This window comes from Leisingera sp. JC11 (genome assembly GCF_040704725.1).
In the GTDB taxonomy this organism is placed as follows: domain Bacteria; phylum Pseudomonadota; class Alphaproteobacteria; order Rhodobacterales; family Rhodobacteraceae; genus Leisingera.
Genome location: NZ_JBFCVS010000003.1, coordinates 205,940 through 231,732, shown reverse-complemented (window position 1 = coordinate 231,732; position 25,793 = coordinate 205,940). Strand labels below are relative to the sequence as shown.

The 25,793-nt window shown below is 65.4% G+C and carries 28 protein-coding genes; 12 read left to right on the top strand and 16 right to left on the bottom strand.

Annotation, left to right across the window (positions count from 1 at the left end; genetic code table 11):
• Nucleotides 1-14: 14 nt before the first annotated feature.
• Nucleotides 15-530 carry a peptide-methionine (S)-S-oxide reductase MsrA gene (msrA, locus tag AB1A62_RS04905; RefSeq protein ID WP_366660340.1) on the bottom strand — a complete coding sequence of 172 codons (516 nt, stop codon included), beginning with the start codon at nt 528-530 and terminating at the stop codon, nt 15-17.
• The gene (gene msrB, locus AB1A62_RS04900) at nt 527-976 is read right to left on the bottom strand and encodes a peptide-methionine (R)-S-oxide reductase MsrB (RefSeq protein WP_366660339.1); all 450 of its coding nucleotides are present in this window, start codon (nt 974-976) and stop codon (nt 527-529) included. The genes msrA and msrB overlap by 4 nt, the downstream gene beginning before the upstream one ends.
• 171 nt (nt 977-1,147) lie before the next feature.
• On the opposite strand from msrB, the gene AB1A62_RS04895 reads away from it, so the two are divergent.
• Nucleotides 1,148-1,669, top strand: a complete 522-nt coding sequence (locus AB1A62_RS04895; protein ID WP_366660338.1) for a glutathione peroxidase — start codon at nt 1,148-1,150, stop codon at nt 1,667-1,669.
• Here the strand turns inward: AB1A62_RS04895 and AB1A62_RS04890 are convergent.
• The 6 genes from AB1A62_RS04890 to ade form a co-directional block, all read right to left on the bottom strand.
• Nucleotides 1,666-2,229: a DUF4202 domain-containing protein gene (locus tag AB1A62_RS04890; protein ID WP_366660337.1), complete on the bottom strand. Its 564-nt coding sequence runs from the start codon at nt 2,227-2,229 to the stop codon at nt 1,666-1,668. The genes AB1A62_RS04895 and AB1A62_RS04890 overlap by 4 nt on opposite strands.
• 112 nt (nt 2,230-2,341) lie before the next feature.
• The gene (locus tag AB1A62_RS04885; RefSeq protein ID WP_366660335.1) at nt 2,342-3,247 is read right to left on the bottom strand and encodes a DMT family transporter; all 906 of its coding nucleotides are present in this window, start codon (nt 3,245-3,247) and stop codon (nt 2,342-2,344) included.
• A gap of 75 nt (nt 3,248-3,322) precedes the next feature.
• Nucleotides 3,323-3,946: a LysE family transporter gene (locus AB1A62_RS04880; protein ID WP_366660334.1), complete on the bottom strand. Its 624-nt coding sequence runs from the start codon at nt 3,944-3,946 to the stop codon at nt 3,323-3,325.
• A 164-nt stretch (nt 3,947-4,110) separates the two neighbouring features.
• Nucleotides 4,111-4,398 carry an HU family DNA-binding protein gene (locus tag AB1A62_RS04875; protein ID WP_019297532.1) on the bottom strand — a complete coding sequence of 96 codons (288 nt, stop codon included), beginning with the start codon at nt 4,396-4,398 and terminating at the stop codon, nt 4,111-4,113.
• A gap of 139 nt (nt 4,399-4,537) precedes the next feature.
• Nucleotides 4,538-6,004 carry an AMP nucleosidase gene (locus AB1A62_RS04870; RefSeq protein ID WP_366660332.1) on the bottom strand — a complete coding sequence of 489 codons (1,467 nt, stop codon included), beginning with the start codon at nt 6,002-6,004 and terminating at the stop codon, nt 4,538-4,540.
• On the bottom strand, nt 6,001-7,803 hold the full coding sequence (gene ade, locus AB1A62_RS04865) for an adenine deaminase (RefSeq protein ID WP_366660330.1): 1,803 nt from the start codon (nt 7,801-7,803) through the stop codon (nt 6,001-6,003). Before ade ends, AB1A62_RS04870 begins: the two co-directional genes overlap by 4 nt.
• Nucleotides 7,804-7,944: 141 nt before the next feature.
• On the opposite strand from ade, the gene AB1A62_RS04860 reads away from it, so the two are divergent.
• Together AB1A62_RS04860 and AB1A62_RS04855 are read left to right on the top strand one after the other, a co-directional pair.
• Complete coding sequence (locus AB1A62_RS04860) at nt 7,945-8,367, top strand: VOC family protein (RefSeq protein WP_366660328.1); 423 nt, start codon at nt 7,945-7,947, stop codon at nt 8,365-8,367.
• An 83-nt stretch (nt 8,368-8,450) separates the two neighbouring features.
• Entirely contained in the window at nt 8,451-9,641 is a 1,191-nt protein-coding gene (locus AB1A62_RS04855; RefSeq protein ID WP_366660326.1) for a hypothetical protein, read from the top strand.
• A 31-nt stretch (nt 9,642-9,672) separates the two neighbouring features.
• Here AB1A62_RS04855 and AB1A62_RS04850 read toward each other — a convergent pair whose 3' ends face one another.
• A complete protein-coding gene (locus tag AB1A62_RS04850; RefSeq protein WP_366660325.1) occupies nt 9,673-10,632 on the bottom strand; it encodes a GlxA family transcriptional regulator in 960 nt (319 codons plus the stop codon).
• A gap of 79 nt (nt 10,633-10,711) precedes the next feature.
• On the opposite strand from AB1A62_RS04850, the gene AB1A62_RS04845 reads away from it, so the two are divergent.
• The 4 genes from AB1A62_RS04845 to AB1A62_RS04830 are packed head-to-tail and all read left to right on the top strand — an operon-like array spanning nt 10,712 to nt 15,063.
• Nucleotides 10,712-11,875 (top strand): acyl-CoA dehydrogenase family protein, encoded by a 1,164-nt coding sequence (locus AB1A62_RS04845; protein WP_366660323.1) that lies wholly within the window; start codon nt 10,712-10,714, stop codon nt 11,873-11,875.
• A 3-nt stretch (nt 11,876-11,878) separates the two neighbouring features.
• Complete coding sequence (locus AB1A62_RS04840; protein ID WP_366660321.1) at nt 11,879-12,181, top strand: SelT/SelW/SelH family protein; 303 nt, start codon at nt 11,879-11,881, stop codon at nt 12,179-12,181.
• A 6-nt stretch (nt 12,182-12,187) separates the two neighbouring features.
• Nucleotides 12,188-14,215, top strand: a complete 2,028-nt coding sequence (locus AB1A62_RS04835; RefSeq protein WP_366660319.1) for an acetate--CoA ligase family protein — start codon at nt 12,188-12,190, stop codon at nt 14,213-14,215.
• Between the two features lie 50 nt (nt 14,216-14,265).
• Nucleotides 14,266-15,063 carry a carnitinyl-CoA dehydratase gene (locus AB1A62_RS04830; protein ID WP_366660317.1) on the top strand — a complete coding sequence of 266 codons (798 nt, stop codon included), beginning with the start codon at nt 14,266-14,268 and terminating at the stop codon, nt 15,061-15,063.
• Nucleotides 15,064-15,402: 339 nt separating this feature from the next.
• Here AB1A62_RS04830 and AB1A62_RS04825 read toward each other — a convergent pair whose 3' ends face one another.
• Entirely contained in the window at nt 15,403-16,038 is a 636-nt protein-coding gene (locus tag AB1A62_RS04825) for a class I SAM-dependent methyltransferase (RefSeq protein WP_366660315.1), read from the bottom strand.
• A 73-nt stretch (nt 16,039-16,111) separates the two neighbouring features.
• On the opposite strand from AB1A62_RS04825, the gene AB1A62_RS04820 reads away from it, so the two are divergent.
• Nucleotides 16,112-16,981 carry an SDR family oxidoreductase gene (locus tag AB1A62_RS04820; RefSeq protein WP_366660314.1) on the top strand — a complete coding sequence of 290 codons (870 nt, stop codon included), beginning with the start codon at nt 16,112-16,114 and terminating at the stop codon, nt 16,979-16,981.
• Between the two features lie 102 nt (nt 16,982-17,083).
• Here the strand turns inward: AB1A62_RS04820 and dxs are convergent, their stop codons facing one another.
• The 6 genes from dxs to AB1A62_RS04790 all read right to left on the bottom strand — a co-directional run bounded on the left by dxs (nt 17,084) and on the right by AB1A62_RS04790 (nt 22,496).
• Nucleotides 17,084-19,012: a 1-deoxy-D-xylulose-5-phosphate synthase gene (dxs, locus tag AB1A62_RS04815; RefSeq protein WP_366660312.1), complete on the bottom strand. Its 1,929-nt coding sequence runs from the start codon at nt 19,010-19,012 to the stop codon at nt 17,084-17,086.
• A 42-nt stretch (nt 19,013-19,054) separates the two neighbouring features.
• Nucleotides 19,055-19,936, bottom strand: coding sequence for a polyprenyl synthetase family protein (locus tag AB1A62_RS04810; protein ID WP_366660310.1), 882 nt, complete (start codon nt 19,934-19,936; stop codon nt 19,055-19,057).
• A 3-nt stretch (nt 19,937-19,939) separates the two neighbouring features.
• Nucleotides 19,940-20,182, bottom strand: a complete 243-nt coding sequence (locus AB1A62_RS04805) for an exodeoxyribonuclease VII small subunit (RefSeq protein ID WP_019297546.1) — start codon at nt 20,180-20,182, stop codon at nt 19,940-19,942.
• On the bottom strand, nt 20,179-21,105 hold the full coding sequence (locus AB1A62_RS04800; RefSeq protein WP_366660308.1) for a histone deacetylase family protein: 927 nt from the start codon (nt 21,103-21,105) through the stop codon (nt 20,179-20,181). Before AB1A62_RS04800 ends, AB1A62_RS04805 begins: the two co-directional genes overlap by 4 nt.
• A gap of 179 nt (nt 21,106-21,284) precedes the next feature.
• Nucleotides 21,285-21,986: a response regulator gene (locus tag AB1A62_RS04795; protein WP_366660306.1), complete on the bottom strand. Its 702-nt coding sequence runs from the start codon at nt 21,984-21,986 to the stop codon at nt 21,285-21,287.
• A 6-nt stretch (nt 21,987-21,992) separates the two neighbouring features.
• The gene (locus AB1A62_RS04790; protein ID WP_366660305.1) at nt 21,993-22,496 is read right to left on the bottom strand and encodes a MarR family transcriptional regulator; all 504 of its coding nucleotides are present in this window, start codon (nt 22,494-22,496) and stop codon (nt 21,993-21,995) included.
• Between the two features lie 161 nt (nt 22,497-22,657).
• On the opposite strand from AB1A62_RS04790, the gene AB1A62_RS04785 reads away from it, so the two are divergent.
• The 4 genes from AB1A62_RS04785 to AB1A62_RS04770 all read left to right on the top strand — a co-directional run bounded on the left by AB1A62_RS04785 (nt 22,658) and on the right by AB1A62_RS04770 (nt 25,793).
• Nucleotides 22,658-23,524 (top strand): branched-chain amino acid aminotransferase, encoded by an 867-nt coding sequence (locus AB1A62_RS04785; protein ID WP_174145153.1) that lies wholly within the window; start codon nt 22,658-22,660, stop codon nt 23,522-23,524.
• 212 nt (nt 23,525-23,736) lie between these two features.
• Nucleotides 23,737-24,207 (top strand): MgtC/SapB family protein, encoded by a 471-nt coding sequence (locus tag AB1A62_RS04780; RefSeq protein WP_366660304.1) that lies wholly within the window; start codon nt 23,737-23,739, stop codon nt 24,205-24,207.
• 116 nt (nt 24,208-24,323) lie between these two features.
• The gene (locus AB1A62_RS04775; protein ID WP_366660303.1) at nt 24,324-25,283 is read left to right on the top strand and encodes an AraC family transcriptional regulator; all 960 of its coding nucleotides are present in this window, start codon (nt 24,324-24,326) and stop codon (nt 25,281-25,283) included.
• Nucleotides 25,284-25,421: 138 nt separating this feature from the next.
• Nucleotides 25,422-25,793, top strand: coding sequence for a hypothetical protein (locus AB1A62_RS04770; RefSeq protein WP_366660301.1), 372 nt, complete (start codon nt 25,422-25,424; stop codon nt 25,791-25,793).

Sequence of the window (25,793 nt, the reverse complement as noted above, 5' to 3'; positions counted from 1 at the left end):
CGCTGTGTTAGAGCCTATTCTGCAGCAGCGCCGCGTTTCGGCAGCACCCAGTCGGGGCGTGCGAAATGGCAAGTGTAGCCAGTTGGCAGCCGCTGAAGGTAGTCCTGATGCTCGGGCTCTGCCTCCCAGAAGTCACCCGCGGGTTCGACTTCCGTCACCACCTGGCCGGGCCAGAGGCCGGAAGCGTTGACATCGGCGATGGTGTCCTCGGCCACGGCCTTCTGGGTCTCGTCCGTGTAGTAGATTGCCGAGCGGTAGCTCATCCCCAGATCATTGCCCTGGCGGTTCAGGGTGGTCGGGTCGTGGATCTGGAAGAAGAACTCCAGCATCTCGCGGTAAGACGTCACTGCGGGGTCGAAAATGATCTCGATCCCTTCGGCATGGGTGCCGTGGTTCCGGTAGGTGGCGTTGGGCACGTCGCCGCCGGTATAGCCGACGCGGGTGCTGATGACGCCGGGGCGCTTGCGGATCAGTTCCTGCATGCCCCAGAAACAGCCGCCTGCCAGGACGGCGCGTTCGGTGGTGCTCATTTCACGACCTCCACTTGGTTGATGTAGGCGCCATAGCCCTCGGCCTCCATGTCGTCCAGATGCACAAACCGCAGGGAGGCGGAGTTGATGCAATAGCGCAGGCCGCCGCGGTCCAGCGGCCCGTCCGGGAACACATGGCCCAGGTGGCTGTCGCCATGGGTGGAGCGGACCTCGGTGCGGATCATGCCGAGGGAGCGGTCCTCCAGCTCCTGGATGTGCGCGGATTCGATCGGCTTGGTGAAGCTGGGCCAGCCGCAGCCGGATTCGTACTTGTCGGAGGAGGCAAACAGCGGCTCGCCCGAGACGATGTCGACATAGATGCCCGGCTCCTTGTTATAAAGCAGCTTGCCGGTGCCGGGGCGTTCGGTGCCCGCATTCTGGGTCACATAGAACTCTTCCTCGGAGAGGGCGGCAACGGCGTCCGGGTTCTTGAAGTATTTGGTCATGGTGTCCTCCCGCCTGTTCGCGTTGCTGCAGAAGATGGGGTCTGGAGGCGCAAATGCAAAGCCCTGTTACAAGCGGCTCGCAAAGCCGTGTGCTGTCCGGCAGAATGGCCTGCGTGATGGCGGTATTCCGGGTATGATTGCGGTGGCGGGAACTGGAATAAGGATTTGGTTATGCGGTTTCTCCTTTCCCTGGCGGCGGCTTTGCTGGCAGGCGCCGCTGCAAGTGCCGCACCGGTGGGCGGCAGCTTTGCGTCCATCGACGGCGGCGAGATCCGGCTGGAGGATTTCCGCGGCCGGCCTGTGCTGGTGGTGAACACGGCGTCAATGTGCGGCTTTACAGGCCAGTATGCCGGGCTGCAGAAGCTCCATGACACATACCAGGCGCGGGGACTGGTGGTGCTGGCGGTGCCCTCGGATGATTTCAATCAGGAGCTGGCAAGTGCGGAAGAGGTGAAGGAATTCTGCGCCGTGAACTACGGGCTGACCCTGCCGATGACGGATATCACCCGGGTCACCGGCCCCGGCGCGCATCCGTTTTACCAGGCGGTGCGGGCGGAAACCGGTTTCGAGCCGGGCTGGAATTTCAACAAGGTGCTGGTTGCGCCGGACGGCTCTGTCGCGGGCACCTGGGGATCAGCGGTGAAACCGGGTTCCGGCCGGATCGTGGACGCTGTCGAGGCTTACCTGCCCTAGGCGGCGAAGGCCCCGGCCAGCTCCGCGGGCAGGGTGAACTCGCTCAGCACCCGGGCGCGGGCCTCGGCCGACATCTTGCGGGCGGTTTTCTCGACGATGCGCTGGACCTTGTCCGCCGGGTGTTTGGCGGCGAAGGGCTCAAAGTACCATTTCAGGAAGACAAAGCAGATGATGTCCTCCAGCGCCTGCACCTGGTCGTCGCGCTTGATGCCCTCCTTGCGGAGCATCTTTGCGGCGGCGTCCACATCCTCTGCGCCGTAGCCTGCCTCCTGCATCAGGGCGGTGACCACCTCGGCGTGGTGCTCTGCCTCGGCCTTGCGCCAGGCGAGGTAGCCGGCGCGGCCTTCGGGGAAAGACTCGCGGGCGAGTTTCCAGCGCTCCACATGCTGGCCGCGGGCGGCGATCTGCAGGACCTCGGCGGCATCCGGGAACAGGCGTTCCTGCTCCGCGCTCATCCGCTGGCCGTAGAGCAGCGCGGCAGGCTGGCCGTCCTCCAAGTTGGGGTCCTTGGCGTTGGCGGCGTCGATGGCGTCCAGCACCTGGGATAGTTGCGCGCTCATGCCGCGTCCTCCTGCTTGTGTCATTGCGGATCAGGTTACGGCGGAAACGCAAGCACTTGCAACGGGCCTGCGCCGCGCCCGCGGCGCCGGGCCCACGGGGCAGGGACGGGTGTCAGCCCGGCTTTGCCGCGCGGGAGAACCCCGGTTTCGGATGCGCGGGCTGGCGGGAAAGCTGAACGGCGAGAATGCCGCCGGTGACGATGGCAACGCCCAGCACGTCGAGGGGCCCGAGTTTCTCGCCCAGCAGCACGCTGGCAACGGCGACGCCGAACACCGGGTTCAGGAAGTGGAACGTGGCGGCGCGCACCGCACCGATGCGGTTCAGCAGCAGCACCCAGATGAAGGTGGCCATCAGGCCCGGCACGATGGTGGTGTAGGTGAAGGCCGCCGCCAGCCGCCAGGTGGGGTTCACAAAGATGTCTTCTGTGATTGGCGCGGCCGCAAACAGGATGGCGGAGCCGATCAGCATCTGCAGCCCCACCACCATCATGAAATTGCCGCCGGATGTGGCGCCGCGCAGGGCGAGGGTGGCGGCGGTGAGCGCCAGCACGCCGATCACGCAGAGAAAAACCCCCATCAGGTCCACTCCGGCGCTGAGGCGGGTGCCCATGATCAGGGCGACGCCCAGGATGCCCGCCAGCAGCCCGGCGTAGCCGAGGGGGCGCAGCCGCTCGCCGAACAGCATCCAGCCGGCCAGCGCCACCAGCAGCGGCATGGTGGAGGCGATGATGGCGGCCAAGGAGGCCTCGATCCATTGCATGGCGACGAAGTTGAGGCCGAGATAGAGCGCGTTCTGGCAGAGGCCGAAGATCACCGTGGCGCGCCACTGGCCGGGCGTCAGCCGCCAGGTCTGGCCCATGGCGCGGGCGATGGCGACGCCGATCAGACCGGAGATCAGGAACCGCACAGCGAGGGAAAACAGCGGCGAGGCGTCCTGCACGATGATCCGGGCCGAGGTGAAGGCCGAGGACCACATCAGGGCAAAGGCAAGCCCCATGGCAATTGCGCGTGCGTCCATTGTCCCAACCCTTTCTGCTGCGGCGGACTGTCGGGGAAGCGGGCGGCGGGATCAAGCCCCGTTATTCAAGCCCTGTCAGCTGAGGCGGGCTGCAAAGATCTGCCAGCTGGCGGCGCCAAAGGCGGCGGCAAACACCGCCTCGAACCCGCGGCGCAGGCGGATGTAGATGCGGCTGGCGGCGGCGCTGGAGAACAGGATGGCGTAGCCGTGGAAGATCAGCGTGCTTTGCACCGCGATGGCGGCGATCACCACCAGCAGGGCCGAGGGCTCGGTGCCAGGCGGGATGCCGATGGCGTAGAGCGAGCCGAAGAACAGGATCGCCTTGGGGTTGGTCAGATGCAGCGCCAGCCCCTTGGTATAGGCGGCGCGCAGCGAGGGCGCTGCAGAGGGGCGCAGTTCCGGCGCGCCGGAGCGCAGGGCAGAGAGGGCGGAGCGAACCGCCAGAAACATCAGGTAGGCGGCGCCGGAATAGCGGACCGCCTCGAACATCCAGGCATTTGCGAGCATCACCGCGCCCAAGCCAAATGCGGCAGAGACCGACCAGATCAGCGAGCCGCTGCTGACTCCGGCCGCCAGTGCCAGCCCGGCGGCGCGGCCGCGCTGCATGGCGGTGCCGGCGATGGTCAGGGTGGCAGGGCCGGGGCTGGCGCCGGCCAGCAGCGCAGCCCCCAGGATCAGTATCAGGTTCACATCACTCATGCGGCGGCCCTCCTCCCGGCTTGCAGGCAGGGTGCGCCTGATGCGGTGCATTGGCAAGCAGCATCGCTGCGGCGGCGGGCGAACTGTTGACCCGCGCAGCGCCGGCAAATGAAAAGGGCCGCCCGCGAGGGGCAGCCCTGTAACCGTCCGGATCGGATCCGGTATCAGCCGTTCACGCTGTCTTTCAGCGCTTTGGCGATGGTCATTTTCACGACCTTGTCGGCTTCTTTGGTGAACTTCTCACCGGTGGCCGGGTTGCGCACTTCGCGCTCGGGGCGCTCGCGGCAGTAGATTTTGCCGACGCCCGGCAGGGTCACGGCACCGCCGCCCGACACTTCGCGGGTGATCAGCGAGCAGACCGCTTCCAGTGCGGAACCTGCGACTTTTTTGTCGCTGCCCATTTCCTCTGCCAGAGCGGCAACAAGCTGGGTTTTGGTCATCGGTTTGGACATTCTTCGTCTCCTTAAACTGCCCGAACTGTGGGGCCTCATCGCGTGACATTATCGTTATGTTGTATGATAACACAACTTCTTGTGTGCTTAGCGCAGGCAAAAATGGGCATTTTTTCTAGGAAAACTGCAAAAAACCGCCCTACAGGAAGGCTGTTTCGTCGAACGAGCGCAATTTCCGGCTGTGCAGGCGCTCCAAGGGCATGCCGCGCAGGCGTTCCATAGCTCTTATGCCGATTTGCAGATGGCGCGCAACCTGGGTCCGGTAAAAGTCCGACGCCATGCCCGGCAGCTTCAGCTCACCATGCAGCGGCTTATCGGAAACACACAGCAGCGTGCCGTAGGGCACCCTGAAGCGGTAGCCGTTGGCGGCGATGGTGGCGCTTTCCATATCCAGCGCAATGGCGCGGGACTGCGACAGGCGCTGCACCGGGCCGGATTGGTCGCGCAGTTCCCAGTTGCGGTTGTCGATGGTGGCGACAGTGCCGGTGCGCATGATCCGCTTGAGGTCGAAGCCTTCGTATTCGGTGACCTCGGCGACCGCCTCCTCCAGAGCGACCTGGATTTCCGCCAGCGCGGGGATCGGAGTCCAGATCGGCAGGTCGTCGTCCAGCACATGGTCCTCGCGCAGGTAGCCATGCGCCAGCACAAAGTCCCCCAGCGCCTGGGTGTTCCGCAGCCCCGCGCAGTGGCCGACCATCAGCCAGGCATGCGGGCGCAGCACCGCGATGTGGTCGGTGGCGGTCTTGGCGTTGGAAGGCCCAACCCCGATGTTGACCAGAGTGACGCCGTTCCCGTCTTCCCGTTTCAGGTGGTAGGTGGGCATCTGCGGCAGCTTTCCGGCCGCCGGGATCACAGCGGCGGGATCGGTGATTTCGTGATCGCCGGTGCTGACAAAGCTGGTGTAGCCGCTGTCCGGGTCGGCCAGCTGGGCGCGGGCGTAGGCCTCGAACTCCGCTACATAGAACTGGTAGTTGGTGAACAGAACGTGGTTCTGGAAGTGCTCGGCGCTGGTGGCGGTGTAATGGCTGAGCCGTGCCAGCGAGTAGTCGATGCGCTGGGCGGTGAACAGCGACAGCGGGCCGATGCCATTGGCGGGCTGATAGGTGCCGTTGACGATGTCGTCGTTGGTGGTCGACAGATCCGGCACGTCGAACACGTCACGCAGGGTGAAACCCGCGGCGCCGTCCTGCGGCACGGTCAGATCCGGGCGCGAGGCGACCGCGAAATGCACCGGGATCGGGGTGCCGGAGACGCCGATGGTCACCGGCTGGCCGTGATTGCGGATCAGCAGGGTGATCTGCTGGATCAGGTAGTTGCGGAACAGGTCCGGCCGCGTCACCGTGGTGGCATAGGTGCCGGGCGCGGAAACATGGCCGAAGCTGAGGCGGCTGTCCACCTGGGCAAAGGTCAGGGTGGAGAAGCGGATCTCCGGGTAATAGGCGCGGATGCGCTGGTTGTCCGGCGCGCCGTCCGCCATCGCGCGGATGAACTCGTCGCACAGGAAACCGGTGGCCTGATTGTAGAGCAGTTCCAGCCGGTCCACGGCCTCGGTTGCGTCGTTGAAGCTTTCGTCAGGCGGATGGCCGGGGTGTTTTGTTGTTATCATTGGATGGGCTCGATTACCGGGATTTTCTGGAATGTGCGCACGTCGACAAGGCCAAGATCGGAGATCCTCAGTTCCGGGATCACCACCAAGGCCAGCAGCGAGTGCTGCATGTAGGCGTTGTTGAGGCTGCAGCCGCAGGCCTGCATGGCCTCCACCATCACCTGCGCCTTGGCGGCGACCTCGGTGGCGGGGCTGTCGGACATCAGGCCGGCAATCGGCAGCTCGATCAGCGCCAGTTCCTGCCCGTCCCGGTAAATCGTGATGCCGCCGCCCACCTGCGCCAGCCGGTTGGCCGCCAGCGCCATTTGTTCGCGGTCGGTGCCGACCACGATCATGTGGTGGCTGTCATGCGCCACGGTGGAGGCCATCGCCATCTTGCCGGTGTAGCCGAAGCCGGAGACAAAGGCATTGGTAACGCCGCCGGTGGCACGGTGGCGCTCGACCAGGGCGATCTGGCAGACATCGCCGCTGCCTTCGACCAGCCCGTCGGCCACCGGCAGCTCCGCGCGCAGCGCCTTGGTCGGGGCCTGGTTTTCGACCACGCCGATCACATTGGCAGTGACGGCGTTGGCGCCTTCCGGGGCGGTGAGTTCGAAATCCTGCGCCGTCAGCTCATGGCCCAGGTGCACGGTGCCGCGGGCGCTGGCGGGCCAGTCGTAATGCGGGCAGTCGACCTTGATAGAGCCTGATTCCGCCACGATCCGGCCGCGGGCAACCACCACCTCGATCGGCAGCTCCGTCAGGCTGGAAGTGAGGATCACATCAGCGCGGCGGCCGGGGGTGATGGAGCCGATCTCCCGCTCCAGCCCGAAATGGGCGGCGGTGTTTATCGTCGCCATCTGCAGCGCGATCACCGGATCGCAGCCGCAGGCAATCGCGTGGCGCACCACCCGGTTCATGTGGCCGTCATTGACCAGCGTGCCGGAGTGGCAGTCATCGGTGCACAGGATGAAGTTGCGCGGATCCAGGCCCTTCTCCGTCACCGCGGTGATCTGGCTTTCGACGTCATACCAGGCGGAGCCCAGCCGCATCATCGACCGCATCCCCTGCCGCACGCGTGCGATGGCGTCGGCCTCGCAGGTGCCTTCGTGGTCATCCGCCGGGCCGCCGGCCACATAGGCGGCGAAATCCGGGCCAAGGTCGGGGGAGGCGTAATGGCCGCCCACGGTTTTTCCTGCGCGCTGGGTGGCGGCGATTTCGGCCAGCATCTTGGGGTCGGCGTTGGCGACGCCGGGGAAGTTCATCATTTCCCCCAGGCCGATGATGCCGGGCCAGTTCATCGCCTCAGCGACGTCTTCGGCAGAGATTTCATAGCCGGTGGTCTCCAGCCCCGGCGCCGAGGGCGCGCAGCTGGGCATCTGGGTGAAGATGTTGACCGGCTGCATCAGCGCCTCGTCATGCATATAGCGCACGCCGTCCAGACCCAGCACATTGGCGATCTCATGCGGGTCGGTGAACATCGAGGTGGTGCCATGCGGGATGACCGCACGGGCAAATTCCGCGGGCGTCAGCATGCCGCTTTCGACATGCATATGCGCGTCGCACAGGCCGGGGATCATGTAGCGGCCGTTCGCCTCGATGATCTGCGTCTCCGGCCCGGTGCAATAGGAGGCATCCGGCCCGACATAGGCGATGCGGCCCGCCTTGATCGCAATATCATGATCCGGCAGCTGCTCGCGGGTGTGGACGTTGACCCAGATGCCCTGGCGGATCACCGTATCGGCCGGCGCGCGGCCGGCTGCTACGTCGATCAATTGCGGGGCGGTGTCGGGCCAGCTCGGGAAAATGTTATCTGACATAATCCAATTGTTCCGATTGCGGGCGGGAAGGCAAGCGGATTGCTTGCATTGCCATCAAAGCTTCACGGTAGCGGAGGAAAGGCGCCGAAGGCTGACGCATTTGGCATTGCCGCGAGGAGGCGTCCGGGCAAGACTGCGGGTATGGATTATAACACAACAGATGCGGACAGTTTCGGCCGCTCCCTGCGCGGCATCGGTCTCAATCTGCTGGTGCGGGATGTTCCGGCAGAGATTGCCTTTTTAGAGACTGTTTTTGCCATGAAGGGCCATCAGGTGACGCAGGATTTTGCCATCGTCACCTATGGCGGTCAGGTGTTCCAGCTGCACAGCGACGGCACCTATGCGGAAAATCCGCTGCTGGGGCTGCTGCCGGAAAATTCGCCGCGCGGGGCCGGGATCGAAATCCGCCTGTATGATACTGACCCGGATGCTGCCGTCGAACGGGCAGAAACGGCGGGGGTCACCGTTCTGCAAGCGCCGACGGACAAGCCGCATGGCCTGCGCGAGGCCTATATCCTGTGTGAAAACGGCTATGCCTGGGTGCCGAGCAGGCCCAAGGGGTAACCTGCGGGAATTCCTCCCCTTTCGCCCTGGCGAAGGCCGGTCCATGCTGGGCGGAACCTTTTGGATGCCGTGAGGGACCGCTGATGCACGCCATTGCCGATACAACCGCCCTGGTCGACGAGGGGGTGCTGACCCCGGATCAGGCCCGCACCATCGAGGCGCGATCGCGCGAGGTGATGGTGTCGCTGGCGGTGAATGCGATCCTGTGCTTCGGGATCATCGCGGCCACCGCCGGCTTCATTTTCTGGCTGGCGGATCCGCTCGCGGTGGCGGTCACCGGCGTCCTGATGCTGGGCGGCGGGCTGGCGGTGCTGGCCCGCGGCGGCGAGATGCTGCGGATGTTCGGCAATTCCGCCACCCTGATCGGTGCGGGCATGCTGATGGGCGGCGCCGGGATCGAGCTGGTCGACAAATACGAGGACATCGCCGGCTGGGTGATGCTGCCCGCCGGTGCGCTGGTGGCGCTGATCTGCACCTGGCGCTGGCGGCACGGGGCCTGGTCCGCGGGCTTTGTGCTGGGGGCAATCCTGCTGATGGGGCTGGCGATGCATCTGGCAGGAATCGAGCTGCTGCTGCAGCAATACGGCATCGGCTCGCCGCTGCGGAATCTAGCGCTGCTTTACTATGCGGCAGCGCTGGCCCTGGCCGGCTGGCAAGTGGACGTGCGTTTTGTCACCGCTTTGGCGATTGCGCCCTTTGCGCAGATGCTGGAGACCGGCACCAGCTATTTCCATGCGGCCTATGTGTTCTATTCGCCGGAATCGACGCTGACGATCCTGCAAATGGTGCTGCTGATCGTGCTGTGCGTCTGGGGTGCGGCCCGGCTGGCAGAGCGCGACGCCCGGCACCTGCGCATTCTGGCGATCCTCGGATTCGTGGTGGCAAACCTCTGCGCTTTGGTTGGCTCGCTGTGGGGCGATGTTGTCGGCGAGACCGTCTGGGGGCCGGGACGTTACAGCGACGGTTATGAGGACTGGGAGAGCTACTCCGCCGCGCGCGATGCCTTCCGCGACAGTGCGCTGTTCATCTCTGAGAACGTCTATTCTGTATTGTGGGCAGCTGTGCTGGCGGCGGTGATCTTCTGGGCGGCGCAGCGTCACCAGCGCGGGCTGTTCAACGCGGCGCTGACCTTTGCCGCGATCCACGCCTACACGCAGATGTTCGAGTCTTTTGCCGATGAGCCGCTGGCCTATGTGATCGGCGGTCTGGCGGCGATCCCGCTGGCTTGGGGCCTGTGGCGGCTGAACCAGTGGATGGCGGCCAAGCAGGTCTGAGCTTCAGTGGCGGTGGGCGGAACCGCCCACCCTACGTAGGGTGGGCAATTTGCCCACCGCTGCGCAAAGTTCTGGGCGTTACACCAAACTCCGCCTTGAAAGCCCGGGTCAGCGCGCTCGGGTCGTCATAGCCGCAGCGCAGGGCAATCTCGGAGACGCTCAAAACAGTCTCCAACACGAGCTTTCTGGCCTGTATCAGCCGCAGCCGCCGGTAAACAGCCTGCGGTGTCGCGCCGAGCTCGTTCTTCATCCGCGCCTCCAGATCCTTCTGGCTGCGGCCTGCCTTTCTGGCTACTGCGGCGATCGGCAAGGGCGCCTCCAGATTGGCCTGCATCACCGCCACCGCGCGGGCCACCGATTTGCCGCGCACCAGGATCGGGTCCTGTGTCTCGGTTGCTTCCGGCGCCATGAACAGCGTCGCCACCTCCAGCCGCAGCGCTGCCCCGTGCTGCTCACCGATCAGCTCCATCATGGTGTCAAAGGCCGCGAGCGCACCGGTGCAGGTGATGCGGTCGCCGTCCCACACCTGGCGGGCGCGTTCCGCCTGCACATCAGGGAAGGCCTCGGCAAAGCGGCTGAGCTCCTCCCAGTGGATCGTTGCCCGCCGCCCGTCCAGCAGACCGGCCTGCGCCAGCAGCCAGGCGCCTGTGTCGAATCCCGCCAGCACCTTGTAGCGCCGCGCGGCGGACTTCAGCGCCCGGGCGGTGGTCACGGTGGCATGGCGCAGGAAGTCATAGGACGGCATCGCAATCAGCAGATCGCCGCTGCAATCACCCAGCTTCCCATGCGCCCGCACTTCCATGCCCGATGACGATACAGCTGGGCCGCCGTCCAAGGTCAGGAACCGCCAGGCATAGACCTGCCGCCCGGCAAAAGTATTGGCAGCGCGCAGCGGCTCCACCGTGTTGGCCAGGCAATGGGCGGAAAACGCATCAAACAGCAGCACATCAAATTGCTGCACTGCAGCGGTATCTTTTGTCCAACTTCGCATGATTCTGTCTATCCTTGCACGATAGGTGCCCGCAAGCGGCGTAATCTGGTGAGCAACAGATTTGCAGAGGAAGACCGCCATGCAGTTCGGGATGACCGAAGAACAGTCGATGATTGTCGAAACCACCCGCGCCTTTGTGGAAAAGGAGCTGTATCCGCATGAAGCGGAGATCGAGCGCACCGGCCATCTGGATATGGATGTGATCCGCGATGTGCAGAAAAAGGCGATGGAAGCAGGGCTTTATGCCGCCAACATGCCCGAGGAAGTGGGCGGCGCCGGCCTCGATACCCTGACCTGGCTGATGTATGAAAAGGAGCTGGGCCGCGCCAATTATGCGCTGCACTGGACCGGTGTTGCGCGCCCGTCGAACATCCTGCTGGCGGGTACTGAGGAGCAGAAGGAAAAGTATCTGTTCCCTTGCATGAAGGGCGAGAAATGGGACTGCCTGGCGATGACCGAGCCGGATGCGGGATCGGACCTGCGCGGCATGAAGGCGACTGCGCGCCAGGACGGCGATGACTGGATCCTGAACGGCACCAAGCATTTCATCAGCCATGCCGACATCGCCGATTTCGCGATCTGCTTCATGGCAACCGGGGTGGAGGACACCCCGCGCGGGCCGAAGAAGAAGATCACCGCCTTCTTTGTCGACAAGGGCACGCCGGGTTTCGAGGTGCGCGACGGCTACGGCAACGTCAGCCACCGCGGCTACACCAATGCGGTGCTGGAATTCGACGACTGCCGCCTGCCGTCCTCGGCCATCCTGGGCGAGGTCGACAAGGGGTTCGAGGTTGCCAACACCTGGCTGGGCGCCACCCGCCTGCAGGTGGCCGCCACCTGCCTGGGCCGCGCCGAACGGGCGCTGCAGCACTCGATCGAATATGCCGCCGAGCGCAAGCAGTTCGGCCAGCAAATCGGCAAGTTCCAGGGCATCTCCTTCAAGCTGGCCGACATGGCGCTGGAGCTGAAGGCGGCGAACCTGCTGACCTGGGAAGCCGGCTGGAAGTTCGACCAGGGCACCGTCACCGAGAGCGACATGTCGATGGCCAAGCTGAAGGCAACCGAGATGCTGGCCTTTGTCGCCGATGAGGCGATCCAGATCCACGGCGGCATGGGCCTGATGGACGAGCTGCCGCTGGAACGCATCTGGCGCGACGCGCGGGTCGAGCGTATCTGGGAAGGCACCAGTGAAATCCAGCGGCACATCATCAGCCGCGAGATGCTGCGCGCCGTCGGAGGCTGATCCATGACCCAAACCGGGAAACCCGTTGTTACCATTACCTACTGCACCGGCTGCAACTGGCTGCTGCGGGCGGGCTGGATGGCGCAGGAGCTGCTGCAGACCTTCCAGGACCAATTGGGCGGGGTGACACTGGTTCCCGGAGATTCGGGCGGGATCTTTGAGATCCATGTTGATAAGGAGCTGGTCTGGGAACGCAAACGGGACGGCGGCTTTCCTGATGTGAAAGAGCTGAAAACCCGCGTGCGCGACCGGATCAACCCTGAACAAGACCTCGGCCATCTGGACCGCGGCAAGACCGGTGAATAAGATCAAATGCAGTCTCTAAACAGGCTTTTCCGCCCGAAAACCATTGCTGTGATCGGCGGCGGCGCATGGTGCCGCCTGGTGATCGAGCAATGCCAGAAGATGGGGTTCGAGGGCACAATCTGGCCCGTCCATCCCAAGGCAGACGAGGTCGCGGGCCTGCCTGCCTTCAAGGACGTGGACAGCCTGCCGGACGCGCCGGATGCGGCCTTCATCGGGGTGAACCGTTTCATCACCATCGAGGTGGTGCGGGCGCTGTCAGCGCGCGGCGCCGGCGGGGCGGTGTGCTTTGCCTCAGGGTTCCTGGAGGCTGCCGCTGAGGATGCCGAAGGCGCGGGCCTGCAGGCGCAGCTGCTGGACGCGGCGGGCGACATGCCCTTCCTCGGCCCCAACTGCTATGGCTTCATCAACTATCTGGACGGCGCACTGCTGTGGCCGGACCAGCATGGCGGTCAGCGGGCAGAGAAGGGTGTGGCGCTGGTCACCCAAAGCTCCAACATCGCGATCAACCTGACCATGCAGAAGCGCGGGTTGCCGGTGGCCTATGTGGTCACCGCGGGCAACCAGGCGCAATCCGGCATTGCCGCCATCGGCGAGGCGCTGCTGGAGGACGACCGCGTCACCGCGCTGGGCCTGCACATCGAGGGCTTTGGCGATCTGCGCGCGTTTGAGGCGCTGGCCGCCCGGGCCCGCGCGCTGGGCAAACCGATCATCGCCTTGAAGGTTGGCAGATCGGCCGAAGCCCAGGCCGCAACTGTTTCTCATACCGCCTCGCTTGCAGGCGGCGACGCGGGGGCCGGGGCTTTGCTCTCACGCCTTGGCATTCCGCGTCTGGATGACCTGCCGTCCTTCCTGGAGACGCTGAAGCTGCTGCATGTGACGGGGCGCCTGCCTTCGAACCGCATCGCAACCATCAGCTGCTCCGGCGGGGAGGCAAGCCTGGCCGCAGACACCGGGCACGCGCGGAACGTGGAGTTCCCGCCCCTGAACGAGCGTCAGAAGACGGATCTGCGCGCGGCGCTGGGCCCGATGGTGGCGCTGGCGAATCCGCTCGACTACCACACCTATATCTGGCGCGACGCCGAGGCGATGACCACGGCCTTTGCCGCAATGATGGATCCGCAGCTGGCGATGACCATGCTGATCGTGGATTTCCCGCGCGAGGAGCGCTGCGACGCGTCGGACTGGGAGTGCGCGATCCTCGCAGCAATTGGTTCGTCACATAGAACCAATTCGAATGTGGGCTTGGTGGCAACCCTGCCGGAGCTCCTACCAGAAGATGTTGCCGCGCGGCTGATGGAGGCCGGCGTCGTGCCTTTCTGCGGCCTCAGCGAAGCGATTGCCGCTTGCGAGGCTGCCAGCCTGCCGCTGCCGGAAGCCCCTGCGCCGCTGTTGCTGCCGACCCCGGTTGTGGACCCTGACCTGGTGCCGGAGGCCGAGGCTAAGTGGCAATTGGCAAGTTACGGTCTGCGTGTTCCGCGGTCGAAACGGGCGGCCTCGGCCACCAATGCCCGGGCGGTGGCGGTGGATGTCGGCTTCCCGGTGGTGCTGAAGGGCGAGGGCGTCGCGCACAAGACCGAAGCCGGCGCCGTGGCGCTGAACCTGAACTCCGGGCAGGAGGTGAGCGACGCCGCCTTCAACATGCCGGCCTCACGCTTTCTGGTTGAGGAAATGGTCACCGGCGCGGTCGCAGAGCTGCTGATCGGCGTGGTCAAGGACCCGGCGCATGGCTTTGTCATGACGCTGGCGGCGGGCGGCACCCTGACCGAACTGATGGAGGACAGCGCCTCCTTCCTGCTGCCTGCTTCGGACGCGGAAATCGAAGCCGCACTGAAGTCTCTGCGCATGGCGAAGCTGCTGGATGGCTATCGCGGCGCCCCGGCTGCGGACCGCGAGGCGATCCTGCGCGCGATCCGCGCGGTGGAGGCCTATGTGATGGAAAACGCGCTGGGGCTGGAAGAGATCGAGATCAACCCGCTGCTCTGCACGCCTTCGGATGCGGTTGCAGCGGATGCGCTGATGCGCCGGAAATACTAGGGCTGCGGCCCGGGAACAGAACGGCATGCCAGATGCCAGGAGGAGATGAGATGAGCGACAGCCCTGAGAACAGCCCTGTGAAAACCCGCCGTGACGGCGCCATTCTGGAAGTGACGCTGGACCGGCCCAAGGCCAACGCAATCGATCTGGCCACCAGCCGGGTGATGGGCGAAGTGTTCCGCGGCTTCCGCGATGATCCGGAACTGCGGGTGGCGATCCTGACCGGCGGCGGCGAGAAGTTCTTTTGCCCCGGCTGGGACCTGAAGGCCGCGGCTGACGGCGACGCGGTGGACGGCGATTATGGCGTCGGCGGCTTCGGCGGGCTGCAGGAGCTGCGCGATATGAACAAGCCGGTGATCGCCGCCGTGAACGGCATCGCCTGCGGCGGCGGTCTGGAGCTGGCGCTGTCGGCGGACATGATCATTGCTGCAGACCATGCCTCCTTTGCGCTGCCGGAGATCCGCTCCGGCACCGTGGCGGACGCGGCCAGTGTGAAGCTGCCCAAACGCATCCCCTATCACATCGCCATGGAACTGCTGCTGACCGGGCGCTGGTTTGATGCGGAAGAGGCCAACCGCTGGGGCCTGGTCAATGAGATCGTTCCTGCGGATCAGCTGATGGACCGCGCTTGGGAGCTGGCAAGGCTGCTCGCCTCCGGCCCGCCGCTGGTTTATGCGGCGATCAAGGAGATCGTGCGCGACGCCGAGGACAGCAAGTTCCAGGATGCGATGAACCGCATCACCCAGCGCCAGCTCAAGACGGTGGATGTGCTCTACGGCTCCGAGGACAACCTGGAAGGCGCCCGCGCCTTTGCCGAGAAACGCGATCCGGTCTGGAAAGGGCGCTGACGCAAAGCTCCCGCCTGCTGCGGGACATCTGAAGATGCCCCTGCACAGTTGGGCCCGGCGCCGCGCTTTGCGCGGCGTTTTGGGCGCCGCCCGTTCGAACCTCGAATGATCCCCCGGATCATTCTGTTTCCGGTTCTCATCGCTGAGAAGCTCTTGAGGAGCGGGTCTGCTCCTCAAGCAGCCTGTCCGAGTGTGTTCCCCGTTCTTTCCGCCTCAAGGAGCTGCGCCCATGCTGGCGCATGGCGGCCTGCAGGGCTCCGCCCGTTCACAAGCGAAACGCTCCCCCGGAGCGTTTCCAGGCAGCTTGCTCACTCCTTGACCCGGAAAGAACAAACGGGCCTAGACCTTCCGGAATAGAGCAACCAGCGCGGTGTCGTCCTTGTGCGCCCCTGTGGCGCGCGGACCGTAGATCCGCACCTCGGGCAGGGTCAGGCTCCTGATCCATTGCCCGCGCAGCAGCCGGTCGAAGGCCCCGGCAAAGCCTGCTTTTTCATAGAACCTGGCATTCACCGACAGGGAAAACCAGGCGCCGGGCGCCGCCACCCGCAGCAGGGCGGGCAGGACTTCGGGGCCGAGGTGGCCGTGGGTAAAAGTGCCCGAAGACACCACCCCGCGGTAAGAGTTGCGCGGCACCGGGATGCCCTCCAGCAGGTCGGCCTCGATCACGTCGCGGTAGGCGTCCTTGCGCAGCGCCTCGGCCAGCATGGCGGCACTGATGTCGGTGGCGTCCACAGGCTCAACCCCAAGCGCCCGCAGGGCCTGGCCGCACAGCCCGGTTCCTGCGCCTGCATCCAGCACCGGGCCTGTTCCTCCGGCAGCTGCAAAAGCCCTGGCCGTCGATCCGGGCAGCAGGTAATCCTGCCCGGCGGCGAAATCCTGATCGTATGTGCCGGCCCAGTCCGCATAAAGCTGCCGTGACTCCTCAGGCGTGCTCAGCGCATAGGCAGCGGACAATCCGGGTGCATGCTTTTTCATCGGGCCATCAAAGCCGCGCGGGAGATTCGAATCAACCCTTGCGCCCGGGCTGCCGCCAACGCATCTAGGTGCCATGAGAAAAACGCTGCTTTGTCTTGGATTTGGCTATACCGCCCGGGCACTTGCACCGCGCCTGCTGGCGCAGGGCTGGCGGGTCATCGGCACCTCGCGGGAACCGGTTGAAGCCGACGGTGTGGAGATGTTCACCTGGCCCGGGCAGGAGGTGCCGCTGGACGGGGTGACGCATGTGCTGAACTCGATCGGGCCTGATGCAGAAGGCGACCCTGTTCTGGCAGCGATGGGCGATAAGATCGCCGCTGCCCCTGATCTGGAGTGGGTGGGCTACCTGTCGACCACAGCCGTTTACGGCCACCACGACGGCGCCTGGGTGGATGAGGACACGCCGGTCACCCCTTCCAGCCAGCGCGGCGACTGGCGCGCCCTGGCCGAGGCGCAATGGCAGGCCGTCCCCGGCCTGCCGCTGCATATCTTCCGGCTGGCCGGCATTTACGGGCCCGGCCGCGGCCCCTTTGCCAAGCTGATGGCGGGCAAGGCGCGGCGGATCATCAAGCCGGGGCAGGTGTTTTCCCGCATCCATGTGGACGACATCGCCCAGGTGCTGGCCGCCTCCATCGCGCAGCCGCGTCCGGGCGCCATTTACAACGTCTGCGATGACGATCCGGCGCCGCCGCAGGATGTGCTGGGCCACGCCGCGGAACTTCTGGGCCTGCCAATGCCGGCCGAGGTGCCCTTTGACGAGGCCGGCATGACACCGATGGCGCGCAGCTTTTACGGCGAGAACAAGAGGGTGCGGAACCGCCGCATCAAGGATGAGCTGGGAGTGGAGCTGCTCTACCCGACCTACCGCGAAGGGTTGCGGGCGGTGCTGGAGGCCGAGGATATGGAGAGCTTTGTGCCGCCGGCGGAACCGCCGGGGGTGTGAAAAAAATGGCCGGGACGCTTGCGGCCCGGCCTGCGCCTGCCTGCCCCCCGGCAGGCGCATTAGCGCCTACCCAGGCAGGCTTCGGCCTTGTGTTGGACCAAGTCAGGCCCGCTTCTCGCCAATCGTCGCCACACCCAGCACCTCCAGAACTTTGGCTTCGATCTGCGGCGCGTTCATGGCTGCGGTCTCGTACATATCTGCCGGGCTGGCCTGGTCAATGAAAGTGTCGGGCAGCACCATCGAGCGGTACTTGAGGCCGCTGTCGAACACGCCTTCCTCTGCCAGCAGCTGCGCCACATGGGAGCCGAAGCCGCCCACCGCGCCTTCCTCGATGGTGATCAGCGCCTCGTGATCCGCGGCCAGCTGAAGGATCAGATCGCGGTCCAGCGGCTTGGCAAAACGGGCGTCGGCGATGGTCGGCGTGATGCCCTTGGCGGAGAGTGCCTCGGCAGCTTTGCGGACCTCGCCCAGGCGGGTGCCGAAGGACAGGAGCGCCACGCGCTTGCCCTGTTGGATCATCCGGCCCTTGCCGATTTCCAGAACTTCTGGAGTTTCCGGCATCTCGACGCCTTCGCCCTCTCCGCGGGGATAGCGGAAGGCGATGGGGCCGTCGTTATGGGCGGCCGCGGTGGCGACCATGTGAACCAGCTCCGCCTCGTCCGCCGCGGCCATCACCACCATGCCGGGCAGGTTGGACATGAAGCCGATGTCGAAGCTGCCGGCGTGGGTTGCGCCGTCGGCACCGACCAGCCCGGCGCGGTCGATGGCAAAGCGCACGGGCAGGCGCTGGATCGCCACGTCGTGCACCACCTGGTCATAGCCGCGCTGCAGGAAGGTGGAATACATCGCGCAAAACGGCTTCATGCCGCCGGCCGCCAGAGCCGCGGCAAAGGTGACGCCATGCTGTTCGGCAATCCCGACGTCGAAGCAGCGCGAGGGGTAGCGCTCGGCCATCAGGCTGAGGCCGGTGCCATCGGGCATCGCCGCAGTGACGGCGCAGATCTTGTCGTCCTTGGCTGCGTGCTTCACCAGCTCATTGCCGAAGACCGAGGTGTAGGAGGGCGCGTTGGAGGGCGCCTTTTTCTGCTCGCCGGTCACCATGTCGAACTTGGCAGTGGCGTGGCCCTTGTCGCGGGCGCGCTCGGCGGGGCCGTAGCCCTTGCCCTTTTTGGTCAGCACGTGGATCAGGATCGGGCCGGTGGCGCGGGCCTTGACCGTGCGCAGGACGGGCAGCAGCTGGTCCATGTCGTGGCCGTCAATCGGGCCGAGGTAGGAGAAGCCGAGTGCTTCGAACATGGTGCCGCCGACCGCCATGCCCTTGAGCATGTCCTTGGCGCGTTTGGCGCCCTCGCGGAAGGGTTCAGGCAGCAGCGAGACGGCGCCCTTGGCGGCGGCCTTCAGCTCCTGGAACGGCTCGCCTGCGTAAAGGCGGGACAGGTAGGAGGACAGCGCCCCCACGGGCGGGGCGATCGACATTTCATTGTCGTTCAGGATCACGAACAGGCGCTTGCCCAGGTGGCCTGCGTTGTTCATCGCCTCAAAGGCCATGCCTGCCGACATCGAGCCGTCGCCGATCACCGCGATGGCGTCGCCGTTGCCCTCGGGGATCACGCCGCCCAGGTCACGCGCCACGGCAAAGCCAAGCGCGGCGCTGATCGAGGTGGAGCTGTGGGCGGCGCCGAAGGGGTCATAGGGCGACTCGGAGCGTTTGGTGAAACCGCTGAGGCCGTCCTTCATCCGCAGGGTGCGGATACGGTCGCGGCGGCCGGTCAGGATCTTGTGCGGGTAGCACTGGTGGGAGACGTCCCAGATCACCTTGTCGCGCGGCGTGTCAAAGACTGCGTGCAGGGCGGTGGTCAGCTCCACCACGCCGAGGCCTGCGCCCAGATGGCCGCCGGTGACGGAAACCGCGGAAATGGTTTCCTGCCGCAGCTCATGGGCCACCTGCACCAGCTGCGCATCCGTCAGCCCCTTCAGATCCGCAGGGCGCGTGATCTGGTCCAGAAGCGGGGTCTTGGGCCGGTCGGACATGGTGTCTCCTTGGGCTGCGCCTTTTAGCGGCGTGGCGCGGGGTTAGCTGTCGCGCGCAATAACGAAACGCGCGGCTTCCTTCAAGGTTGCGGCGTCGTCACCATAGGGTGACAGCGCGGCGCAAGCTTCTTCGCAAAGCGACTGTGCGCGGGCTTTTGCCTCTGCCAGCCCCAAGAGCGAGACAAAGGTCGCCTTGCCGGCATCGGCGTCCTTGCGCACCGCTTTGCCGACCTTGGCGGCATCGCCTTCCACATCCAAGATGTCGTCGGCGATCTGGAAGGCAAGGCCAAGGGCCCGTGCGTATTGCAGCAGCGGCGCCGGGTCACCGCCTGCCAGCACCGCGCCGGCGGTGGCGGACCATTCGATCAGGCAGCCGGTCTTGCGGCCTTGCAGTTTGGTGATCTGCTCCAGCGTCAACGGCGCGTCTGCGGTTTCTGCCGCAATATCCAGCATCTGGCCCGACACCATGCCGTCCTTGCCGGAGGACTGCGCCAGCCCGCGGATCAGCTCCAGCGCGTGGGCGCCAACCTTCGGGCTTGCCAGAAGTTCAAAGGCAAAGGTCTGCAGGCTGTCGCCCGCCAGAACCGCCATCGCCTCGTCCCATTTCCGGTGCACGGTGGGCTGGCCTCGGCGCAGGTCGTCGTCGTCCATGCAGGGCAGGTCGTCATGCACCAATGAGTAGGCGTGGATGCATTCAATCGCCAGCGCCGCCTCGATTGCGGCGTCTTGCGGGACGCCGTGCAGGCGGGCGCTCTCCAGCACCAGGAAGCCGCGCAGCATCTTGCCGCCGGTGATGGCGTAACGCATCGCGGCGTGCAGCTCGTCGCTGCCCGCCAGCCGCATCTCCATATGCGCGGTGATTTGGCCTTGCGCGTCTTTCAGCGCCTCCGCAAAGGGGCGCGTCCGGGTGTCTGCCACGGTCATGGTTCAGCCGGCGTCCAGCGGCTGGGTGCCCTTGGGGGTGCCGTTGGCGTCCAGGGTGATCGCGGCGACCTTTTCCTCCGCGCGTTTCAGCTCATCCTCGCAGCGTTTCTTCAGAGCGGCGCCGCGTTCGTACAGAGCGATGGAAGCATCCAGCGCCACGTCGCCGCGCTCCAGCTGGTCCACCACGCCTTCCAGCTCGCGCATCGCCTGTTCAAAGCTCATCTGGTCTACGGGGGTCTCAGTCATGCCGGTGCCTTCATCAATTCTTCCACATGCGCGCGGGTTGCCGCGGCCAGCGCGTTCAGATCATATCCGCCTTCCAAAGTCGAGACGATACGGCCCCCGCAAAGTTCGCTGGCAAGTTTGCACAGTTCGGCGGTGATCCAGGCGAAATCCGCGGTGGCCCAGTTGAGGCTGGCCAGCGGGTCGTCCTGATGGGCGTCGAAACCCGCGGAGACGATGATCAGCTCCGGCTTGAAGTCTCTGAGGCGCGGGAATGCCTGGGTTTCATAGGCCGCCTGCATCTCTGCCCGGCCCGATCCCGGCGGCAGCGGCATGTTGAGGATCTGGCCGTGAGCGCCGTCTTCATCCGGGCGGCCGGAGCCGGGCCAGAGCGGCATCTGCTGGCTGGTCACTACCAGCGCGCGCGGTTCGTCCCACAGCAGATCCTGGGTGCCGTTGCCGTGGTGCACGTCGAAATCCACCACCGCGACGCGGCTGAGCCCGTGGTGGTCCAGCGCATGTTTTGCGGCCAGCGCGGCATTGCCGAACAGGCAGAAACCCATGGCGGTATCCGTTTCCGCGTGATGCCCCGGCGGGCGCACCGCCGCAAAGGCGTTCTGCACCTCGCCGCCCAGCACCATGTCGACACCGCGCACCACCGCACCGGCCGCCCGGAAGGCGGCGTCCAGCGAGCCGGGGGACAGGAAGGTGTCGCCGTCGATCTGCGCCCAGCCCTCTGCCGGGGAGGCTTTGCGCAGGTCCGACAGGTAGGAGACGGGGTGGATGCGCAGGATGTCGTCTTCAGCCGCCATCGGGGCCGTCACCCGCTTCAGATCCAAGGACTCCAGCGCGTGCAGGATGTGCTCCAGCCGGGCGACCCGTTCGGGGTGGCCTTCGGGGGTGACGTGGTTCAGGCAATCCGCGTGGGTGAGCAGGGCGGTGGTCATGGGCGCGTTCCTCCGGCTGCGGGACTTGGCGCGACACTAGGAGCGGGCGGTGTCTGGCTGCAAGGGAAAACCGGGGGTGCCATGCGTGCACCACGTGTGCACCCCCTGTGCACCGGCGCGGCCGGAACGGATGAGGGCACTGCCGCGGAGACTTCGGGCAGGAAGATAGCGGGACGAACTTAGTCCGGCGCCAGCATATAGCCCGCGCCGCGCACCGTTTGCAGGTATTGCGGCTGTTTCGGGTTCGGCTCGATCTTGCGGCGCAGCCGGGTGATCTGCACGTCCACCGCGCGCTCCTGCGCTTGGCCGCGGTCGCGGCCCAGATCCTCGACCAGCTTGGTGCGGGAGACCGGCTCGCCGGGCTGGGCCGAGAAGATCTTCATCAGCTGGCTCTCGGTGCCGGTGAGGCGGATCAGCTCGTCGCCCTGCCACATCTCGCCGCGCTCGATGTCATAGCGGATGGCGCCCAGGTGCAGCACCTTGGGCGCGGCCTCCTGCGCCACTGTGTCCGGCATCCGCCGCAGGATCGCGTTGACGCGCAGCAGCAGCTCCTTGGGCTCGAAGGGTTTGGGCAGGTAGTCATCCGCCCCGGCCTCGAACCCCGCGATCCGGTCCTCGGTCTCGCCCTTGGCGGTCAGCAGCAGGATCGGGGTGGCCATGGTTTCGCGCAAAGAGCGGGTCAGCGAAATGCCGTCCTCGCCCGGCATCATCACATCCATGACTATAAGGTCGAAATCCAGCCCCGCCAGCACCCGGCGCGCATGGGCGGCATCGCGCGCAGCGGTCACCAGAAAACCTGAGCGCATCAGGAATTTCTTCAAGAGGCCGCGGATGCGCTCGTCGTCATCGACGATCAGCAGATGGGCGTCGTGCATGCTCATGCCTTATCAGTCCCGCAGCTTGGCGTAGGCGCGGCGCATGTCCGCGTCCATCATCGCCTCAAGCACCGTCTTGAAGCCCTGCACGGCCTCGGGGCCTGCGTCCTTATAGGCGGCGCGCATCCGGGCGCGCTGGGCGTCCGACAGCGTCGCCTCCAGCGCTGCGCCCTGGTCGGTCAGGTAGAGGTGGCGTTCGCGTTTATCGAGTTCCCCCACCTTGGAGATCACCAGCCCGTCGCCAATGAGCGTGCGCAGCACCCGGTTCAGCGATTGCTTGGTGACGCCGAGGATGCTGAGCAGATTGTTCACCGTGGTGCCCGGCGAGCGGTTGATGAAGTGGATCGCCCGGTGATGCGCCCGGCCATAGGACATTTCGGCCAGGATCCGGTCCGGATCGGCGGTAAAGCCGCGGTAGGCAAAGAACATTGCCTCGATCCCCTGGCGCAGCTGCTCATCTGTCAGAAACAGCAGGCTTTCGCTGCCATATCCCTGCCCTGTCCGGCCCTCAGGCATGTGGTGCCCCCTCGTCTGTCTTGCGGTCAGTTTATGTCAGTGTTGTTGACATTCCAAGGGTGAAGATGTATCGAATCGCAGCTTTGGCGCAAGATTATGTCCGCTCCGGCCTTAACTTGCGCAACAAATGAAAATCACCGCAGAATTCAGGAGGGTGCGGCATGGCTGGTTACGACGATCGCGACGGTGTGATCTGGATGGATGGGGAGCTGGTCGACTGGCGGGATGCCAAGGTGCATATCCTGACCCATGCGATGCATTATGCCTCCTCCGTCTTCGAGGGCGAGCGCGCCTATAACGGCAAGATCTTCAAGAGCCGCGAGCATTCCGAGCGGCTGATCGCCTCGGCCGAGGCGCTGGACATGCCGATGCCCTACACCGTCGACCAGATCGAGGCGGCCAAGGAAGAGGCGCTGAAAGCCTCCGGCCTGCAGGACGCCTATGTGCGGGCGCTGGTGTGGCGCGGAGCAGGCGAGGACATGGGTGTTGCCTCGGCCCGCAACCCGGTGCGGATGGCCGTCGCCGTCTGGGGCTGGGGCGCCTATTACGGCGACGCCAAGATGAAGGGCGCCAAGCTCGACATCGCCGAATGGAAGCGCCCGAGCCCGGAAACCATTCCGGTCCACGCCAAGGCGGCGGGCCTCTACATGATCTGCACCATTTCCAAGCACAAGGCGGAGGCCAAGGGCTGCTCGGATGCGCTGTTCATGGATTACCGCGGCTATGTGGCCGAGGCGACCGGCGCCAACGTCTTCTTCGTGAAGGACGGCGAAGTGCACACGCCGCTGCCGGACTGCTTCCTCAACGGGCTGACCCGGCAGACCGTGATCCAGATGCTGAAGGACAAGGGCATCACCGTGCATGAGCGCCACATCAAGCCGGAAGAGATGGAAGGCTTCGAGCAGTGCTGGCTGACCGGCACCGCTGCCGAGGTCACCCCGGTGGGCGAGATCGGCCCCTACAAGTTTGAAGTCGGCGCCCTGACCCGCGAGATCGCCGAAGACTACGAGAAGCTGGTCCGCGCATAAGCGCCCGGCCGCCACCAGATGAAAACCCCCGCCATCGTGCGGGGGTTTTGCTTTGCGGCTGTATTCTCGGCGGCCTGATTGCGGCAGCATCTGGCCGCCGATGCCGATTTCCTGCAATTTTTTCAGCAGTGTGCCATAGTCGGGCATATTGCTGAAAAGTCATTCCGGGGCATGCTGCGTGCTGCTGCCCGCCAAGGAGGAGCAGGAACACGATGGACCTGAGCATTTCCTATGTGAGTTATCTGGAACTGGGGCTGCGGCTGATCTGCGCCGTGGCTGCCGGGGCGCTGCTGGGTCTGGATAGGGAGCTGCGGCACCGCAAGGTGGGCATGCGGACTTACATGATTGTCTCGCTTGGGGCGGCGGGCTTTACGCTGGTCACCATGGAGATGTCGATGGAGGCGCTGAGCCTTGAAATGGGGGCCGACCCGACCCGCATCATGCAGGGGCTTGTCGGCGCGATCGGTTTTCTGGGCGCCGGTGCGATTATTCAGGGCGACGAGCGGGTCGGCGGCATGGCAACCGCGGCCAGCCTGTGGGTGGCCGGCGGAGTCGGCATGGCGTCCGGGCTGGGCTATTATGTTCATGCGGTACTGCTGGCCGCGGGGGCTGCGGCAATCCTCTCGATGAGCCGCCTGATGAGCAGCCGCGGCAGCAAGGACCGGCCGGATATCAGCGATTGACGCCACCCGGTCAGGGTGTCCTGAGGTCTCCGGGTCCAGCTGCCTGAGCGTTCACATTTCCTTGCAGATCGTCCGGCGCCATGGACGCGGGATGCCTGCCGTCTAACATTCAGGATATGTTGGATCTGCTCAGCGATATTCTCACCCGGCTGTCCCTGAAGGGAACACTCTATTTCCGCACCTCATTCACCCCGCCGTTCGGAATCCAGGTGCCGCCGTTTGAGAATGTGGCGCGGTTCCACTTCGTGCAGCGCGGCGAACTGAAGGTGCATGTGCCCGCAAGTGGAGAGACCCTGCGGCTGAAGCAGGGCGACCTGGTGCTGATCCCGCATGGCGCGGCGCATATGCTGCTGTGCAACGAGGTGCAGCCGCTGGAGGCGCTGCCGCTGGAGCAGGTGCTGCAGGATGCCGGCTATGACGGCGGCGGGGTGCTGGTTTACGGCGGCGCCGAAGAGGACCGGGACACCCAGCTGATCTGCGGCCATTTCTCCTTTGCCGCCATGCCGGGGCGGCGCGGCGCCGGGCATATGCTGATCGACCGGCTGCCGCCCTATATCGTGATCGAGAATTACGGCGAGGAAGCCGGCGCCTGGATCGAGGCCACGCTGCGGATGATCGGCTCAGAGGTGCAGGGCGCCCGTATCGGCGGCGACCTGATTGCGCTGAAACTGTCCGAGGTGCTGTTTGCCCAGGCGATCCGCGCCTATCTGGAGCATCAGAGCCCTAGCGGGTCGGCGCTGGCGGGGTTTGCCGACCCGCGTCTTTCCCGCGCGCTGAGCGCGTTTCACCAGGCGCCGGCGCAGGAGTGGAGTGTGGAGGGCCTGGCGCGGGAGGCCGGCATGTCGCGCACCGCCTTTGCGCAGGAGTTCACCGCCAAGATGGCAGTGACGCCGATGCAGTACCTGACCAGCTGGCGGATGCAGATCGCCTGCCAGGGGCTGGCGGAGCAGGGCCTGAACGTTGCGGATGCGGCTGAGATTGCCGGCTATGCCTCCGAGGCGGCGTTTTCGCGTGTGTTCCGCAAGCAGGTTGGCATGTCCCCGGCGGCCTACCGGCAGCAGCACAGCGCTGCCTGACTTGCTAGACTTCCAGCCATCTGTACGATCTGCAAAACATTCGGGCGTTCCTGAAGTTCATCGTCCGGCCTTGATGGGGCAGCTTGGGGTCAGAGCCGCAATTGCGGCTTAGAGACCTCAGTAACAAGGACCTGACCCATGCCCCTCCGCTTTGTGACCCGCACCATCCACGCCTATCTCGACTACCCGGTGGCCATCGCCCTGATGGGGCTTCCGTTCCTGCTGGGCCTCGGCGAAAGCACCCCGCTGGCGCTGTGGCTGTCGGTGGCCACCGGCATCGCCGCCTTTGTGCTGACGGTGCTGACCGACCACCACCTCGGCCTGATCCGGGTGCTGCCCTACAAGCTGCATCTGGCCGTCGATCTGATTGTCGGCCTCGCCTTTCTGGCGGCGCCTTTCCTGTTGGGTTTCGCCGGGCTGGATGCGGCCTTCTACTGGCTGAACGGGGCCGCTGTGGTTGCGGTGATCTCTCTCAGCGCGCCGGAACAGTCCGAGGCCGCCTCTGCCTGA

Coding starts and splice junctions, on each gene's coding strand:
- msrA (WP_366660340.1), bottom strand. CDS start 530: ATGAGCACCACCGAACGCGCCGTCCTGGCAGGCGGCTGTTTCTGGGGC.
- msrB (WP_366660339.1), bottom strand. CDS start 976: ATGACCAAATACTTCAAGAACCCGGACGCCGTTGCCGCCCTCTCCGAG.
- AB1A62_RS04895 (WP_366660338.1), top strand. CDS start 1,148: ATGCGGTTTCTCCTTTCCCTGGCGGCGGCTTTGCTGGCAGGCGCCGCT.
- AB1A62_RS04890 (WP_366660337.1), bottom strand. CDS start 2,229: ATGAGCGCGCAACTATCCCAGGTGCTGGACGCCATCGACGCCGCCAAC.
- AB1A62_RS04885 (WP_366660335.1), bottom strand. CDS start 3,247: ATGGACGCACGCGCAATTGCCATGGGGCTTGCCTTTGCCCTGATGTGG.
- AB1A62_RS04880 (WP_366660334.1), bottom strand. CDS start 3,946: ATGAGTGATGTGAACCTGATACTGATCCTGGGGGCTGCGCTGCTGGCC.
- AB1A62_RS04875 (WP_019297532.1), bottom strand. CDS start 4,398: ATGTCCAAACCGATGACCAAAACCCAGCTTGTTGCCGCTCTGGCAGAG.
- AB1A62_RS04870 (WP_366660332.1), bottom strand. CDS start 6,004: ATGATAACAACAAAACACCCCGGCCATCCGCCTGACGAAAGCTTCAAC.
- ade (WP_366660330.1), bottom strand. CDS start 7,803: ATGTCAGATAACATTTTCCCGAGCTGGCCCGACACCGCCCCGCAATTG.
- AB1A62_RS04860 (WP_366660328.1), top strand. CDS start 7,945: ATGGATTATAACACAACAGATGCGGACAGTTTCGGCCGCTCCCTGCGC.
- AB1A62_RS04855 (WP_366660326.1), top strand. CDS start 8,451: ATGCACGCCATTGCCGATACAACCGCCCTGGTCGACGAGGGGGTGCTG.
- AB1A62_RS04850 (WP_366660325.1), bottom strand. CDS start 10,632: ATGCGAAGTTGGACAAAAGATACCGCTGCAGTGCAGCAATTTGATGTG.
- AB1A62_RS04845 (WP_366660323.1), top strand. CDS start 10,712: ATGCAGTTCGGGATGACCGAAGAACAGTCGATGATTGTCGAAACCACC.
- AB1A62_RS04840 (WP_366660321.1), top strand. CDS start 11,879: ATGACCCAAACCGGGAAACCCGTTGTTACCATTACCTACTGCACCGGC.
- AB1A62_RS04835 (WP_366660319.1), top strand. CDS start 12,188: ATGCAGTCTCTAAACAGGCTTTTCCGCCCGAAAACCATTGCTGTGATC.
- AB1A62_RS04830 (WP_366660317.1), top strand. CDS start 14,266: ATGAGCGACAGCCCTGAGAACAGCCCTGTGAAAACCCGCCGTGACGGC.
- AB1A62_RS04825 (WP_366660315.1), bottom strand. CDS start 16,038: ATGAAAAAGCATGCACCCGGATTGTCCGCTGCCTATGCGCTGAGCACG.
- AB1A62_RS04820 (WP_366660314.1), top strand. CDS start 16,112: ATGAGAAAAACGCTGCTTTGTCTTGGATTTGGCTATACCGCCCGGGCA.
- dxs (WP_366660312.1), bottom strand. CDS start 19,012: ATGTCCGACCGGCCCAAGACCCCGCTTCTGGACCAGATCACGCGCCCT.
- AB1A62_RS04810 (WP_366660310.1), bottom strand. CDS start 19,936: ATGACCGTGGCAGACACCCGGACGCGCCCCTTTGCGGAGGCGCTGAAA.
- AB1A62_RS04805 (WP_019297546.1), bottom strand. CDS start 20,182: ATGACTGAGACCCCCGTAGACCAGATGAGCTTTGAACAGGCGATGCGC.
- AB1A62_RS04800 (WP_366660308.1), bottom strand. CDS start 21,105: ATGACCACCGCCCTGCTCACCCACGCGGATTGCCTGAACCACGTCACC.
- AB1A62_RS04795 (WP_366660306.1), bottom strand. CDS start 21,986: ATGAGCATGCACGACGCCCATCTGCTGATCGTCGATGACGACGAGCGC.
- AB1A62_RS04790 (WP_366660305.1), bottom strand. CDS start 22,496: ATGCCTGAGGGCCGGACAGGGCAGGGATATGGCAGCGAAAGCCTGCTG.
- AB1A62_RS04785 (WP_174145153.1), top strand. CDS start 22,658: ATGGCTGGTTACGACGATCGCGACGGTGTGATCTGGATGGATGGGGAG.
- AB1A62_RS04780 (WP_366660304.1), top strand. CDS start 23,737: ATGGACCTGAGCATTTCCTATGTGAGTTATCTGGAACTGGGGCTGCGG.
- AB1A62_RS04775 (WP_366660303.1), top strand. CDS start 24,324: ATGTTGGATCTGCTCAGCGATATTCTCACCCGGCTGTCCCTGAAGGGA.
- AB1A62_RS04770 (WP_366660301.1), top strand. CDS start 25,422: ATGCCCCTCCGCTTTGTGACCCGCACCATCCACGCCTATCTCGACTAC.